The following is a 15,468-nucleotide window of genomic DNA, read 5'->3' on the forward strand; positions in this document are numbered from 1 at the left end:
CCTTACTCGTTAATGGATTTGTGTGTTTCTCCTATTATTGAATCCTGAAGCAATTCTCCGTTTAATATATGTTTTTCAATTAATTCAACAGCTCTTTCTTCGTTGATTTTTCCATATAATATAGGTTCCTTTCCCGGTTCAGAAACTTCAACAGTAGGTTCTGCATGACAATACCCCATACAACCAGTTTGAATAATTCTAATATTATCAAGTCCTTTTTCCTCAACAATTTCAACCAATTTGTTAAATGTTTCTTTTGCACCAGCTGCAATTCCGCATGTTCCCATTGCAACCTTTAAAGTTATTATATTGTCTTTATCAGCAATTTTTCTTAAATTCAATTTATTTTTTGCAGCTTCCTTCTGTTTTAATAAATCTTCAAGGCTTTTAATTTTAGGCATATATTTCCCTCCTTAACCTCTTTCACGGTATTCTTTTATTAATTTCTTTACATCGTTTTTCGTTAATCTTCCATGAACTTCGTCACCAATCATAACAACTGGTGCAAGACCACATGCTCCTACACATCTAACAGCATGAAGACTGAATAATCCATCTTCTGTTGTTTCGTTTTCTTTAATGCCTAATTGTTTTTTAAATTCTTCTAAAATATCTCCTGATCCTCTAACATAACATGCTGTTCCTAAACATACACTTATAGGATATTTTCCCTTTGGTTTCATTGAAAAAAAGTTATAAAACGTTACTACTCCATAAACATCAGAAGCATGAACGTCTAATTTTTTAGCGATTAATTTTTGAACCTCAATTGGTAAATAACCAATTATTTCCTGTGCTCTATGTAGCACATGGATTAGATAACTTCTCTTTGTAACTTTGTCCTTCCCTTCGAGTTCCAGAGAGTCAATATATTCTTCTACTTCTTTTAACTTACTTTCAAGTTCTACGGACATTCCGTTCCCTCCTCAAGATAAAGTTTTTATTTATATGTTTTATGAATATATATAAACTTTATAGCTATTTTTTTCACAAATTATATTTAAGTTATAGTTAAAAATAATTAAATTCTGACTAAAATTATCTTATATTATTATTTTTTTCACAATCCGGAGTTAAGATGGAGAAATAAATATCTTCAACTATATTATAAAATAATTTGATTTAATTTACAGGCAATTTTATTACATTAGCAAAACGAAAGTGTTAAATAAATGTTTTTCTATTTGTGAAATGTTAAATCATGATTAATGAATATCGAATAAAAGATTTAGAAACATGTGTAATTTACAAGAAAGTAATCATTATATATAATATACTCAATATATACAAATGGTATATATAACCTGTTATTTTGTATGGTTGAAGAAGATAAAATAATATAAAAAACTTTTTTAATTTAATAGCAATTAAAAGATGTTATAATAAACAATACAAAAAACAAATTTAAGGAGGGGTATAAATGCCTATTAATTATGGAAATGATACAGGTAAGGGTTTTTATAAAGAAGAAGATTTAAGAATATTTTTAAAAGCAGTTGAAAGTTCGATTATTAAGGCTCCTGTAAAAAATGAAGGCAGGGTTTTAATAAGTGATTTATGGGTAATTTCATCATTGCCAAAGGATTTGATTATAGAGGTTATTGAAACATATAAAGAAGAATTAACTGTACCAGAGGATATAAAAGAGATTTTTGATGATCGGGCAAATAAAATATTATGGAAAAAGGAAGAATAATTAGAATTTTAATTATAATCACGATTAATTGAAAATAAAAAGGAATAAACGCTTATAATAATGCTTGAAATTTTTTTCAAGAAGGAGTATCATACAAATAGAAATTAGCACTCGGATAACTTGACTGCTAAAAAAATAAAAAATATGGACAAGGAGGGTGATTGGTGTGAAAGTAAAACCACTTGGTAACAGATTATTAATAAAACCTGTTATTGAAGAAAAGAAAACAGAAGGCGGTATAGTATTACCAGATACAGCAAAAGAAAAACCAATGAGAGCAGAAGTTGTTGCTATTGGAACTATTGACGATGATGTTGAAATAAACGTAGGTGATCACGTAGTATTTGCTAAATATTCAGGAACAGAAATAAAAATTGACGATGAAGACTATATTATAATCGACGTAGATGATATTTTAGCAAAATATGAAGACTAAGGAGGTGTTGTGAAATGGCAAAGGTAATGTTATTCTCAGAAGAAGCAAGAAGAGCATTAGAAAGAGGAGTTAATAAGGTAGCAGATGCTGTTAAAATAACTTTAGGACCAAAAGGTAGAAATGTTGTATTGGAAAAGAGCTGGGGTTCACCAACAATTACAAATGATGGTGTATCAATTGCAAAAGAAATCGAATTAAAAGATAAATTTGAAAACTTAGGTGCACAGTTAGTAAAAGAAGTAGCTTCAAAAACAAATGATGTGGCTGGTGACGGTACAACAACAGCAACAGTATTGGCACAGGCTATGATAAGAGAAGGATTGAAAAATGTAGCTGCTGGTGCTAATCCAATGTTAATGAAAAATGGAATTCAGAAAGCAGCAGAAAAAGCTGTTGAAGAAATCAAGAACATGAGCAAAAAATTATCAAGTAAAGAAGATATTGCACATGTTGCATCAATTTCAGCAAACAACGAACAGATAGGTAACTTAATTGCAGATGCAATGGACAAAGTTGGCGAAGATGGTGTAATCACAGTTGAAGATTCAAAAACAATGGAAACATTTGTAGATTTCACAGAAGGTATGCAATTTGATAGAGGATATATTTCACCATACTTTGTAACAGATACAGAAAAAATGGAAGCAATAATGAAAGAACCATATATCTTGATTACAGATAAAAAGATTTCAACAGTAAAGCCATTAATTCCTGTATTAGAAAAAGTTGCACAGGCTGGAAAACCATTAGTAATTATTGCAGAAGATGTTGAAGGTGAAGCATTATCAACATTAGTATTAAACAAATTAAGAGGAACATTAGAATCAGTTGCAGTTAAAGCACCTGGTTTTGGTGACAGAAGAAAAGCAATGTTACAGGATATAGCTATCTTAACAGGTGGCGTTGTAATCAGTGAAGAAGTTGGATTAACATTGGAAAATGTAACATTAAACGACCTTGGTAGAGCAGATATGGTAAAAGTAAGAAAAGATGACACAATTATCGTTGGTGGAAAAGGTGACGAAGAAAACATCAAAGAAAGAATTAAACAGATAAAAGCACAAATTGAAAATACAACTTCAGAATATGAAAAAGAAACATTACAGGAAAGACTTGCTAAAATGGCTGGGGGAGTTGCAGTTATTAAAGTTGGTGCTGCAACAGAAACAGAATTAAAAGAAAAGAAACACAGAATTGAAGATGCATTATCAGCTACAAGAGCAGCAGTAGAAGAAGGTATAGTTCCTGGTGGTGGAGTAACATTATTAAGAGCTAAAAAAGCTATTGAACCATTATTAGAAGAATTAGAAGGAGACGAAAAAATCGGTGCAAAAGTTGTATATGAAGCATTAGAAGCACCAATTAGACAAATTGCTAAAAATGCTGGAGTAGATGGAGCAATAATCATCGATAGAGTATTGGCAAAAGACGAAGTAGCTTACGGTTATGATGCATTAAATGATGAATTTGTAGATATGTTCGATAAAGGAATTATCGACCCAGCAAAAGTTACAAGAAGTGCAGTACAAAATGCAGCATCAATTGCTTCAATGCTCTTAACAACAGAAGTATTAGTAGTTGATGAACCAAAAGAAGAAAAAGCACCAGAAATGCCAGATATGCCAGCATATTAATAAATAAATAAAACTGCCCCGAATTTCGGGGCAGTTTTTTTATAAAAAAATATATCAATATTTATATTTTATTAATTAGAAACAAAAAATATAGGTTAATAAGTGTATTCTGATATTAATAATAAAATACGCCAGGAATAATAAAATGATAATCATACGCATACTCGTGCATACTCATGCATACTCATGCATACTTATAAAATAATATAATAAATGACCATGAGTATTATTTTTGATTTAATAAGTTTATTTTTATTCCTTTTTGGGATTTTGAGTTAATTATAATTAATTGTATAATAAGCTGGGCAAAGGAGGTGTGTTATGTTAGAAAATATTGAAAAATTAATATCTGCAAACAAAAGTGATTTTATTCACGACTTGGAGGAGGTTATAAAAATTCCAAGTGTAAATGAAGAAGAATCAGAAGAATTTCCTTTTGGAAAAAATATTGATAATGTATTGAAAAAAACACTTGAAATTTGTGAAAGAATGGGGTTTAAAACATTTTATAATCCTTATTATGGATATGCGGAAATTGGAGAAGGAAAAGAATTAATAGGTGTTCTGGGGCATCTTGATGTAGTGCCGGCTGGTGATTTAAATAACTGGGAAACAGATCCATTTTCTCTTGAAATAAAAGATGGTATATTATATGGTCGTGGAGTTCAGGATGACAAAGGTCCTATGCTGGCTGCAATTTACGCTGTTAAGATTTTAAAGAATATGGGTTATGAATTTAAGAAGAGAATAAGATTTATTTTTGGTACCGATGAAGAATTGTTATGGAGAGGTATTGAAAAATATAAAGAAAAAGAAGAAATTCCAACAATATCCTTTACTCCTGATTCGCAATTTCCTTTAGTATATGCTGAAAAAGGTTTATTACAACTTAAAATATCTGGAAATGAAAAATGTGATTTAAATATATCCGGTGGAAGCGCTTTAAATGCAGTTCCAGATGAAATGGAATATTCTGGCAAAGATCAGGAAAAATTACAAAATGAACTCGAAGATGCAGGATATGAATATACTGTAAAAAATGGAAAATTAGTTGTATTAGGAAAATCTGCTCATGCCAAAGATACAGAAAAAGGGGTTAATGCTATCATAAGATTAATTATAACATTAAATAAAATAGGTTATAGATCAAATATGATAGATTTTATTGTCAATGAAGTTGGTGAAGATCCATATGCAACGAAGATTTTTGGTGAATGTAAAGATGAAGATTCTGGATATTTAAAGTTTAATATTGGAAAGATAGAATTTAAAGGAAATAAACAGGAAATAGGCGTTGATATAAGAATTCCCGTTACAGTAGAAAAAGAATTTGTAATGGAAAAATTAAAGGAAAAAGCACAGAAATATAATTTAATAATTGAAGAAATTGATTGGTTAGCACCTGTATATTTTTCAAAAGAGCACTTTTTGTATCAGATTCTTTTAAATACATATAGAGAAGAAACAGGAGATTATAAATCATTGCCAATATCCTCAGGTGGTGCAACATATGCAAGAGCGTTAAAAAATTGTATAGCCTTTGGTGCGACATTTCCAGATTCCGCTAAAACTGAGCATCAGCCAAATGAAAGTATTAAATTAGATGATTTACTCAAAGCAATAAAAATATATGCAAAAGCAATATATAAAATTTGTGAGGAGGTATAAAATGGAAAGAAAAAAGGGTTTTAAAATGCCAACTGCTTATACGATTTTATTCTCCATTATCGTTATTGTAGCAATATTTACATGGATTATTCCAGCAGGGCAATATGATTATGTTGATCCAAACGCATCAAAGCCACAACCTATTCCTGGAACGTATCATAGAATAGAACAGAATCCTCAGGGATTATGGGAAATCTTTAATGCACCTATTAAGGGTTTTTATGATGCTGTTGATATTGCGTTATTTGTTATTGTAATAGGTGGCTTTTTGTCTGTAGTAATGAAAACAGGTGCTATTGATGCTGGAATTGCAAGTGTACTGAAAAAATTAAATGGAAGAGAAAAGCTGTTAATACCAATATTAATGGTATTATTTGGTCTTGGAGGAACAACATATGGAATGGCAGAAGAAACAATAGCCTTTTATCCTTTAATTATACCGGTATTTATTGCAGCGGGTTTTGATGCTTTAACAGCTGTTGCGACAATAGCCTTGGGAGCTGGGCTTGGTGTTCTCGGTTCAACTGTTAACCCTTTTGCTACAGGAATAGCTTCCGGCTTTGCCAATATTTCTATTGGAGATGGTATAGGATTAAGGTTGATTATTTTAATAGCTTCTGAAATTATAGGAATTATATATGTAATGAGATATGCGGATAAGGTAAAAAAAGATCCAACAAAATCATTAGTATATCATTTAAAAGAAGAGCATGAAGAACATTTCAATAATGAAAATACAAATCTTGAAGTTGAATTAACAAAGGAAAGAAAAAAGGTATTATGGATATTTGGGTTAACATTTATTGTAATGGTATTGGGTGTAATTCCTTGGGCATGGAAATTTGATATCCATATATTTGAAAACTTTAATAACTTTTTAATGAATATACCTGTTTTGGGAAAAATAATAGGACATCCTATACCATTGGGTGACTGGTGGTTTGGAGAAATTACAATGTTATTCTTTGTAGCAAGTTTAATTATTGCAAGGATTTATAAAATGAGTGAAAGCGAATACATAGATATTTTTGTAAGTGGCGCAAGGGATTTATTGGGTGTTGCATTAATTATAGGTGTTTCAAGAGGTATTACAGTTGTTATGAATGATGGTGGAATGACAGCAACTATATTGCATTGGGGAGAAGAAACACTTGCTAAACTTGGTTCTGTAGCATTTGTAAATATTGCATATTTATTCTATTTACCTATGTCATTCCTTGTTCCATCAACTTCAGGTCTTGCAACATTAACAATGCCAATTATGGCACCATTAGCAGATTTTGCCGGTGTTGGAAGAGATCTTGTTATAACAGCGTATCAATCAGCATCAGGAGTTATAAATCTATTTACTCCAACAAGTGCTGTAATAATGGGTGCATTGGCTATAGCAAAGGTTCCATATGAAATATACTTCAAATTTGTATGGAAGTTACTTATAATAGTTTCATTAGTGGTAATGGCAGCATTAACAATAGCTGTATATATATAATGATATTTAATATATAGAGTTAAAGTAGAAAAATCACACACGAATTTATTTTCGTGTGTGATTTTTTTGTATATTTGTTTTAAAAAAGGAAAAAATTTGATATACTATACTTTGAGAATAATAAAGGAGGAATGGATTATGCCAGAAGAAGAAAATGTAAAAAAGCCAAGTAGATTTAAGAGATTATTCGGTTTATTTTTTTGGTCAATATTTATAACAGGTATTGTAATCACAATAATATATATAAATTTTGAATTTGGAAGATTAAAAACATTAAATTTAAGTATAAAGGAAGACTGGAAAAGTTTTGTAGCATATATGCTACAAAAAGTGCCTGTATTAAAAGATAAAGTAAAATATGAATATTTAGATGTAGGAAATGCATACGTTATCCAAGAAAAATTACTTGAAGATAGAATGAAAGAAATAGATATAAAAAATGAAAAATTAAAATCACAAATTGAAGAGTTGAATAAATTATCAGTTCAACTTAGCAATGAAGCAAGTGAACTTGCTATTGCAAAACAAAAGCTGGAAGAAGAAAAAAAGAAATTTGAAAAAGAAAAGGAAATGTTTGAAGATTATAAATATAGAATAAAAAAATTATCCGAATGGTTCGCCTCCTCTACACCATCTCAAATAGCGTTAGCGCTTTCCAGAGATGAAGTAAGCATAGATTTAATAGTCAATGCGTTATTAATGCTGCCTTCTGATACAGCAGCAGAGATAGTACAGGCATTGGCACAGGTAAATCCAACAAAAGCTGCAAATGTTATTTCAAAGATAGGGGAGGTGAAAAGTCAATAGGAGGGAAAAAATGATATCCGGTCTTCCTTTATTATTCTCGATAAAAAAAGAGAAAAAGGCATTATTCGCCAATGAAAATAATGAAATAAAATCCGCAAATAAAACTTTCTACAAACTATTTGTGGAAAATAAAAATTCTTCATTAAATCACGCTTCAAAAATAAATTCTTTCGTTAAAAAAGAAGCTTTCCGGGATAATGAAAAATCCAGGATTCTTAAATCATTAAATATAAAAAAGATAAATATAAAAAAAATAAATGGCTATGAAACTGGAAATAGCCATTTAAAGTCTTTTGCCATAAAGAAGGTTAAATTAACAAAACTGGAGAAAAGCTTAAAAAATGACAATTTGAAAATAGAAAATAAAGAAAATGTTGATTATAAGAAGATAATAGAAATACTGAAAAGTGTAGAAGAAAATATAAAATATTTAAAGATAGAACCAGAAAAAATAAATAAAAAAGCTTTAATAGAGATAAAAAAAGAAATAGATAATATAAAAAAAGCAATATTTTCTTTAGAAAAAAAGACTGAAGATAAAAGTGGATTAAATGAAAAGTTAAAACAGATAGTAGAAATATTTGAAAAAGATATAAAAAATATAGAAAACTCAAAGCAAATAAGAAAAATATATATAAAGGATTCTGATTTAATAAAATTTTCAGAGAATAAAGAAACTCAGAAATTCAGCAGAGAGATTAATATAAAAAAGGAAGAATTAAAAAGTGACAATAAGAGTGATAATAAACTGGAAGTAATAAATAAATCAATTGAAATGTTAAAAAATAAAATTGATGAACTGGATAAATTATCAGAAAAAATGAACAAAGTGATTGTTGAAAACAAGAGTAATAATTTAATAAATAAGAAAGAAAGTAAAATAAACGAAGCAAATAAAGAAAAATTAATTAAGGAATTAAAGCAAATACACAAAAAATTACAAAATATGAATTCAAAAGAAGACAAAAATGAAATTAATGAAGTAAAAAGAATTATAGTTGCTTTAATAAATAAAATATCTGATAGAAACAAATCCAATGAAATTAAAGAAATAAAAAACGAGTTAAGCAAAGCATTGGAAAAAATAAAACTAATAAATATTGAAATTGAAAATAAGAAATCAGAGATAATAGAAAGTAAGAAGATAGAGGTAATTAATAATAATGAATTTAATGAAAATCAGATAAAAGATAAAATAAGAAAAATTTTAATAAAATCAGATTTGAAATTAACTGAAATCAATAAAGGAAATCCTGATACCAAACACAAAGAAAAAATAATAAAAATAGCAGAGGAAATAATTAATACAGTAGAATCTTATACTAAAACAAAAATATCAAATAAAGATGAAATCAAAGAGAAAGTTTATAAAAAAATTAAAGAATCTGGGATAAATAATCTTAATATCAATAAATTAAATGAAGATAATGAAAAGCTTTTAGAAAGCTTAATAAATCTCTTTGATTTTCATAAAGTGAAAAAAGAAATAAAAAATTCAGAAATAAAGAAAATAATAAATGAAACCGCTGGAAAAATATTTAATATATTAAAAAATAATCATAATATAAAATATGAAGATAAAAACATAAAAAAAATAGAATATTTAATATTAGAAGCGGTAAAAAATAACAAAGAAAATTCAGAAGAAAAGGAAACGGCAAAGATAATTACCGAAAGTATAATTAAAGAATTAAACATAAATCCATTCCAGAAAAATGAAGGTAAAACTAAAGACTTAAAAATAAAAATTGAAAAAGAAATTGAATCAATGATAAAAAAGATAAATAAACAAATAAAAGAAGGTGATGTCAAAGAGCTCAATATAGATAAAAAAACAACAGAAAATCATAATGAAAAATTAAATTTTACAAAAGAAGATGTAAAAAAGGTTATAAGATTTATATTATCTTATAAAGAAAAAGATGAAATATTATCCAAAGATACCAGAGAAGAAATAAAGGAAATAAAGAAAATAATTATAGATAATCAGAATAAAAAAGGTGAATCACCAATTGGACAAAAAAAAGAAAAAGATCTTAGTAATATTACTCGAAGAGAGAATAATTTAAATGAACTACAAAATAAAATAGAAAAATTAATAAAAGATATTTTTCATGATGTTGAACAATCTAAATTAACTCCTGAAACATATCCAGAAGAACTTAAAAAATTAATAAAAGATATTCAAAAAGTTTTCTTTAAATCGCCTGAAAAAAATGAAAAAATCAAATCCTCTCATAATATAAATAATATAAAAAGAGAAAATGGAGGAAAGATAGAAAAGCGTATAAACAACAAAATAGATCAAAATAATAAAAACAATGAGTTTGAAAGGATACGTATAAATAGAAATAATACTGAAAAGTTCAAATATCTGGAAAATAAAGAAGTGGATAATGCGGAATTTATTAAAAATGAAAAAGTTCCAGAAATCTTAAAGGCTAAATCTGTAAAATACAAAAAATTAAAAAATACGTTGAATCTAAAAAAAGGTAATAATTATAAAGTTTCAATAAAAAATACCTTTGATAGTAACCAGAAAGTATTGCAGATAAAAGATAAAAATATCAATATAAAAATATTAATTAATAACAATAAACAGGCCGTAGCATTATTAAAAAGTATAGAATTAAACAAAGCTCATATAAAAAAACCACAGAATAATATAGACGTAAATCTATTAAAACACAAAATACAGACTTTTATGGAAAATAACAAAAAACATGTTGAAAAAATATATTCTTCAGAAAAATCAGAAGGATATATATTAAAAAACAATATCTCCGGAAATAATATCAAGGATTTAAAAGGAGTATTATCGAAAAATAAAATGGATTATACATTAGTTAAAAATTATAAAGACATAAAAGTTCTGATTAAATACAGTAAAGAAGGAATAGATGAAGCAAGGGAAATACTAAAAACAGTAGAAAATATTAAGATAAAGAAAAATAACAAAATATCCTATATACCAGAAAATAAAATAGAAAATTTTAGAAATTTAAAAAGGGATAAAAAAGTAGAATTAAAATCTCCAATATTTGAGAAAAAAGTGGAATATTTGCATCCGCATTTGTTAAAACAAACATCAGCGCAGGAAACAAGGCAGTTAACAAACAATAATGTTCCAAAAACAATTACAATAAATGAATTACAAAATCGTATAGTTAATACAATAAAGAAAATAGAAAATGTTCCAAAATACTTTGAAAAAACTGTAGTAAAAGTTAATCCACCAGATCTTGGAGAAGTTGAAATAAAAATAATAAAATCAATGAAAAATTTATCCCTTGATATTACAGTTGAAAATGACAGATACGGAAGAGAAATTGAAAAACGGCTTGAAAATGTTATACAGGTATTTAAGGAAAATTATGAAAAAATGGAATTAAATATAAAGACAGATCAGAGAAATGAGCAAAATCAGGATAATTCTCAAAATCAGCAAAGAGAAAATAATCAAAAAGAGAATTTATATAAAGAAAATGACAGCGAAAATGAAAAAAAGAGAAAAGATAAAAGAAATACATTCTGGGAATTTTTGAGAGGTGATCTAAATGATCAATAATGTTGATCCAGCAGCAAGTTTAGTATTTTCACAGTATTCAAAGCCTAAAAGTTCAGAACCCAAAAAAGAACTGGATAAAGATGCGTTTTTAAAGATTTTAATGACACAGTTAAAGTATCAGGATCCAACCAATACAATGAACGATAGAGAATTTATCTCGCAAATGTCTGAACTGTCAATGACAGAACAAATAATGAATATGAGTGAATCGTTTCAGGATATGGTTAACTCCCAAATGAGTTTATTTAAAGTACAAACGTCCAATTTAATAGGTAAAAATGTTGTGGTAGAAAACAATAAAATAAATCTTGTTAATGGATTTTCTGATGCAATAATTTATAATCTTGAAGAACCAACCAAGGTATTTGTGGATATTTATGATGAAAATGACAATCTTGTTTTTACAAAGAGTTTGGGTATTCAGGAAGAAGGAATGAAAACATTTAACTGGGATGGAAGAAATACAGATGGTTCTCAGGTTGCAGATGGAACATACAAGTATGACGTATATACGTACAAAGATGGGAAAAAGGTAAAAATCGGAGGTTTAGATGGAGGAAAGGTAGATGCAGTACAATTTGAAGACAATCAATTTTATGTTTTGGTAAATGGAAGAAAGTATAGCACAGACAAAATAGTGGAAATATCAGAAATATAAAAATAAAATAAATTTGGGAGGAGATTATATGTTAAGAGCAATGTTTAGTGGTCAGAGTGGATTGAAAAACTTTCAGACACAATTAGACGTTATAGGTAATAATATCTCCAATGTAAACACCGTTGGTTATAAAACTTCAAGAGTAACATTTCAGAATACACTTTCACAAACATTATCTGAAAGTAGAGGAGCAAGTGGACAATTTGGTGGAATAAATCCTACACAGGTTGGATTGGGATCAAAAATAGCATCAATAGATAAAATAATGACACAGGGGTCACTTCAGAATACAGGAAATAAAACAGATATGGCAATAAAAGGAGATGGATTTTTTGTATTATCAGATGGATTAACAAAATACTTTTCAAGAGCAGGTAACTTTACATTAGATTCAGAAGGGCATTTTGTAAATCCATCAAGTGGTATGAAATTACAGGGATGGAATGCAAAAATAACAGAAACAGGAAAAAGATATATAGATTCCAATGAACCTATTCAGGATATAACAATTTCTCCAAATCTTGTTATGGAAGCAAGAGAAACAACATTCCTTAATTTAGCGGACAATTTAAATTCTGATGTTGGAATAAAAGAAACAACAATGACGATAAAATCCTCATCAGGTGATGTTGTTCCGGTAAAATTTACCTTTGAAAGAATAATGTCAGAACAATATAAAGATAGAATTGTATATAGATGGCATGCTCAAAGTATAGATCCAGATAAAAACTATACATTACTTGGAGGAAGTAATTACGGTGAAGTTGAACTTGATGAAGTTGGTAATGTATTAAGATGGTCTAACTATCCAGGACATGTTGTTAGAGCCAATGCAACAAATGATTTTAACTCTTCATATCCTGCAGATTCAAGAATAGATATAGGTAAAAATGGAATAGATTGGCCATTAAGAGCATATGGAGATATTTCTGTAACAGATTCTAACGGTAATCCTGTTACATTAAGTTCTCAGGATTCAACAAGAGATAGCAGACCTGATATAGCGATATATAGAGATGCAACAAATCCAAATCAGGTAACAATCCAGGTTACAGATTCTGGAGGAACACAATATACAGGAACAATTTCTACAGACGGAACATTTTATGATTTAAACAGAAATTTTGCACAGGGAGTTACTCTTACCGATAGTGGAGGTAATGAAATAACATTAAAAAATCTTATTTTAGATTCAGGTGTTTCAGAATCAGTTGCATTATTACCAGTAGGTTCTACAAACGCATTATCCATAGAATTATATCAATCTTCATCTGATGATGCCACTGAGTGGGGACTTGATGGTATATACATGACAGATACAAAAGGAGAATTAATTCCAAAATATCAGGATGAAGATAATAGATTACAACTAACAGATGGTACAAATACAAGGAATGTGAAATTCTTAGGCGGTATTTCATTAAAAGACAGTCAGAACAATGAAGTATATTATGATCCAAGGGATATATCATTTAGTGTAGATAATAATGGAAATGTAACTATAACATTAAAAGTGGAAGAAAGTGGTTCATTAAAAACAGTAACCTTTACAGATGCAGATGGAGATAGCGCATCAGCAGATACAGTTGAAGAATTTAATGCAAAAATGGAAAGTGGATGGAAATCAACAGATGGAAAATACACAATAGCTGGATTATCAGTAATAGAAGCAAATGCTACAGACACATTTGTTGCAACAACCGGAAACACAGCAGGTGAAACATCAGAAGATGGAACAGTTAGATATATTGCAGCAAGAAAAATAATTCAAACTCCAGTTTCAGGTGAATTAAGATTAATAGATACAGAAAATTCTCAGAATTATAAAATAGCAGAATACGAAAATCCAAATGTGGTTATTTCAACAAAAATATATGATTCACTTGGAAATGATTACGATATAAATATAAAATACACAAAAATTGCTGACAACACATGGTACTGGAAAGCAGAAACAGTAGACGGACAGCCATTATACAAAATAACAGAAGATGGTACAACAACATCTGACCCTGCAGAAGGTGTTATAGCCTTTGATGGGAAAGGTCAATATTTAAGTTCAAGATGGAGATTGGATTCAGTTGGATATGTTGATTATGACACATCAGATGGAAACAATGGAGCTATTGGATTCTGGTTTGATCCTGCAAGCACAGGTGAATCTCCAAATGAAAGGGTTGCACCATCATCAGTTGCAGCGGCTGGACCTGTAAAAGTATCTTTAAACATGTATGATTTAACACAATTTGCAGCACCAAATTCAGTAAACATTGCAGATCAGGATGGAAATGCAAAAGGCGTATTGCAGAATTTCACAATTAATGATTTAGGTGAAGTGTTGGGAATATTCTCAAATGGAAAATCAGATTTAATTGCTCAGGTAGCTGTTGCTAAATTCACCAATCCTGGAGGATTGCTTGATGTAGGTAACTCAATGTTTATGCAAAGTGATAACAGTGGAATTGCCAAAATAGGATCTTTTGGTGAGGAAGGTGCAGGAACTCTTGTATCAGGAGCGTTAGAAATGTCAAATGTTGATTTATCAGAAGAATTTACAAAAATGATTACAGCCCAGAGAGGATTCCAGGCAGCAGCAAGGGTAATAACAACATCAGATCAGATTTTAACAGAGCTTGTTAACCTCAAGAGATAATGAGGTGATTTAATTGATAAAAGTAACTAATCTTGGAGGTAAAGAGTTTTATATAAATCCTGATATGATAGAAAAGATAGAGTCCCGTCCAGATACAACAATAATTTTAAACAATGGTCATATCTATATAGTAAAAGAAGATGTAAAAAAAATAATAGAAGAAATAATAAACTTTAAAAGCAGGATATTTTCCGGGACATACTCAAGGGGTGATTAGATGGATCTCTCAAGTTTAATAGGATTGGGTTTGGCTTTTGTTGCTATATTAATTGGTGGTGGATCAGGATTAGGACAATTATGGGATACAAACTCCTTCTTTATTACAGTTATTGGTTCTATTGGGGGTATGATGATTGCCGCGCCAAAAGATATCTCCTTTAAAATAGTTAGTGCAATAATGATGGGAATAAAAGAACCAAAAATGGATATGGTCGAAATTTTAAAAACATTATATTCATTTGCAGAAAAAGCAAGAAGAGAAGGTTTAATATCCCTTGAAGCAGATCTTGAAGGCCTTGATAACGAATTTATGAAAGAAGGTTTAAGGGCTGCAGTTGATGGTACTGATCCAGAAGAAATAAGGAAAATCCTTGAAATAAAAATGGAGTTATTTGAAGCGGAACAAAGTAAATGGTCGGGTATCCTAAACACATGGGGTACATTAGCTCCAGCATATGGAATGATTGGAACGCTGATAGGTCTCGTTTTGATGCTTGGTAGTTTGAACGATCCATCTACTATAGGTCCTAAAATGGCTATTGCTCTTATTACAACGTTATACGGTGCTCTTGTTGCAAATATATTCTCTTTGCCAATAGCAGAAAAAATAGGAAGAAGAACATCAATACAGGTAAATCTT

At 29.1% G+C, this 15,468-nt stretch carries 13 protein-coding genes; 11 read left to right on the plus strand and 2 right to left on the minus strand.

What is annotated here, in order from left to right:
* Positions 1-2 precede the first annotated feature (2 nt).
* Positions 3-401 (minus strand): ferredoxin, encoded by a 399-nt coding sequence (locus XO11_RS09320; protein ID WP_014297347.1) that lies wholly within the window; start codon positions 399-401, stop codon positions 3-5.
* A gap of 12 nt (positions 402-413) precedes the next feature.
* Positions 414-914, minus strand: a complete 501-nt coding sequence (locus XO11_RS09325; RefSeq protein ID WP_014297348.1) for an NAD(P)H-dependent oxidoreductase subunit E — start codon at positions 912-914, stop codon at positions 414-416.
* A 506-nt stretch (positions 915-1,420) separates the two neighbouring features.
* Here XO11_RS09325 and XO11_RS09330 point away from each other — a divergent pair.
* The 11 genes from XO11_RS09330 to XO11_RS09380 form a co-directional block, all read left to right on the plus strand.
* A complete protein-coding gene (locus XO11_RS09330; protein WP_014297349.1) occupies positions 1,421-1,696 on the plus strand; it encodes a hypothetical protein in 276 nt (91 codons plus the stop codon).
* Between the two features lie 166 nt (positions 1,697-1,862).
* Positions 1,863-2,132, plus strand: a complete 270-nt coding sequence (gene groES / locus XO11_RS09335; protein WP_014297350.1) for a co-chaperone GroES — start codon at positions 1,863-1,865, stop codon at positions 2,130-2,132.
* A gap of 14 nt (positions 2,133-2,146) precedes the next feature.
* Positions 2,147-3,766, plus strand: a complete 1,620-nt coding sequence (gene groL / locus XO11_RS09340) for a chaperonin GroEL (RefSeq protein WP_014297351.1) — start codon at positions 2,147-2,149, stop codon at positions 3,764-3,766.
* Positions 3,767-4,087: 321 nt separating this feature from the next.
* Positions 4,088-5,434: a M20 family metallopeptidase gene (locus XO11_RS09345; RefSeq protein WP_075780746.1), complete on the plus strand. Its 1,347-nt coding sequence runs from the start codon at positions 4,088-4,090 to the stop codon at positions 5,432-5,434.
* Between the two features lies 1 nt (position 5,435).
* The gene (locus XO11_RS09350) at positions 5,436-6,923 is read left to right on the plus strand and encodes a YfcC family protein (protein ID WP_014297353.1); all 1,488 of its coding nucleotides are present in this window, start codon (positions 5,436-5,438) and stop codon (positions 6,921-6,923) included.
* Between the two features lie 138 nt (positions 6,924-7,061).
* Positions 7,062-7,730, plus strand: coding sequence for a hypothetical protein (locus XO11_RS09355; RefSeq protein ID WP_014297354.1), 669 nt, complete (start codon positions 7,062-7,064; stop codon positions 7,728-7,730).
* A gap of 10 nt (positions 7,731-7,740) precedes the next feature.
* Complete coding sequence (locus XO11_RS09360) at positions 7,741-11,298, plus strand: hypothetical protein (protein ID WP_175418531.1); 3,558 nt, start codon at positions 7,741-7,743, stop codon at positions 11,296-11,298.
* Positions 11,288-11,956 carry a flagellar hook assembly protein FlgD gene (locus XO11_RS09365; protein WP_014297356.1) on the plus strand — a complete coding sequence of 223 codons (669 nt, stop codon included), beginning with the start codon at positions 11,288-11,290 and terminating at the stop codon, positions 11,954-11,956. Before XO11_RS09360 ends, XO11_RS09365 begins: the two co-directional genes overlap by 11 nt.
* 28 nt (positions 11,957-11,984) lie before the next feature.
* Positions 11,985-14,609: a flagellar hook-basal body complex protein gene (locus tag XO11_RS09370; RefSeq protein ID WP_014297357.1), complete on the plus strand. Its 2,625-nt coding sequence runs from the start codon at positions 11,985-11,987 to the stop codon at positions 14,607-14,609.
* Positions 14,610-14,622: 13 nt separating this feature from the next.
* On the plus strand, positions 14,623-14,826 hold the full coding sequence (locus tag XO11_RS09375) for a flagellar FlbD family protein (protein WP_014297358.1): 204 nt from the start codon (positions 14,623-14,625) through the stop codon (positions 14,824-14,826).
* Positions 14,827-15,468: motility protein A (locus XO11_RS09380; RefSeq protein WP_175418532.1), on the plus strand; the 642-nt coding region annotated here is incomplete at its 3' end. It lies immediately after the preceding gene.

Source organism: Marinitoga sp. 1138 (assembly GCF_013363265.1).
GTDB lineage: Bacteria > Thermotogota > Thermotogae > Petrotogales > Petrotogaceae > Marinitoga > Marinitoga piezophila.

What these genes read in the sequence shown, in the direction of transcription:
- XO11_RS09320 (WP_014297347.1), bottom strand. Translation starts at nt 401, where the DNA reads ATGCCTAAAATTAAAAGCCTTGAAGATTTATTAAAACAGAAGGAAGCT.
- XO11_RS09325 (WP_014297348.1), bottom strand. Translation starts at nt 914, where the DNA reads ATGTCCGTAGAACTTGAAAGTAAGTTAAAAGAAGTAGAAGAATATATT.
- XO11_RS09330 (WP_014297349.1), top strand. Translation starts at nt 1,421, where the DNA reads ATGCCTATTAATTATGGAAATGATACAGGTAAGGGTTTTTATAAAGAA.
- groL (WP_014297351.1), top strand. Translation starts at nt 2,147, where the DNA reads ATGGCAAAGGTAATGTTATTCTCAGAAGAAGCAAGAAGAGCATTAGAA.
- XO11_RS09345 (WP_075780746.1), top strand. Translation starts at nt 4,088, where the DNA reads ATGTTAGAAAATATTGAAAAATTAATATCTGCAAACAAAAGTGATTTT.
- XO11_RS09350 (WP_014297353.1), top strand. Translation starts at nt 5,436, where the DNA reads ATGGAAAGAAAAAAGGGTTTTAAAATGCCAACTGCTTATACGATTTTA.
- XO11_RS09355 (WP_014297354.1), top strand. Translation starts at nt 7,062, where the DNA reads ATGCCAGAAGAAGAAAATGTAAAAAAGCCAAGTAGATTTAAGAGATTA.
- XO11_RS09360 (WP_175418531.1), top strand. Translation starts at nt 7,741, where the DNA reads ATGATATCCGGTCTTCCTTTATTATTCTCGATAAAAAAAGAGAAAAAG.
- XO11_RS09365 (WP_014297356.1), top strand. Translation starts at nt 11,288, where the DNA reads ATGATCAATAATGTTGATCCAGCAGCAAGTTTAGTATTTTCACAGTAT.
- XO11_RS09370 (WP_014297357.1), top strand. Translation starts at nt 11,985, where the DNA reads ATGTTAAGAGCAATGTTTAGTGGTCAGAGTGGATTGAAAAACTTTCAG.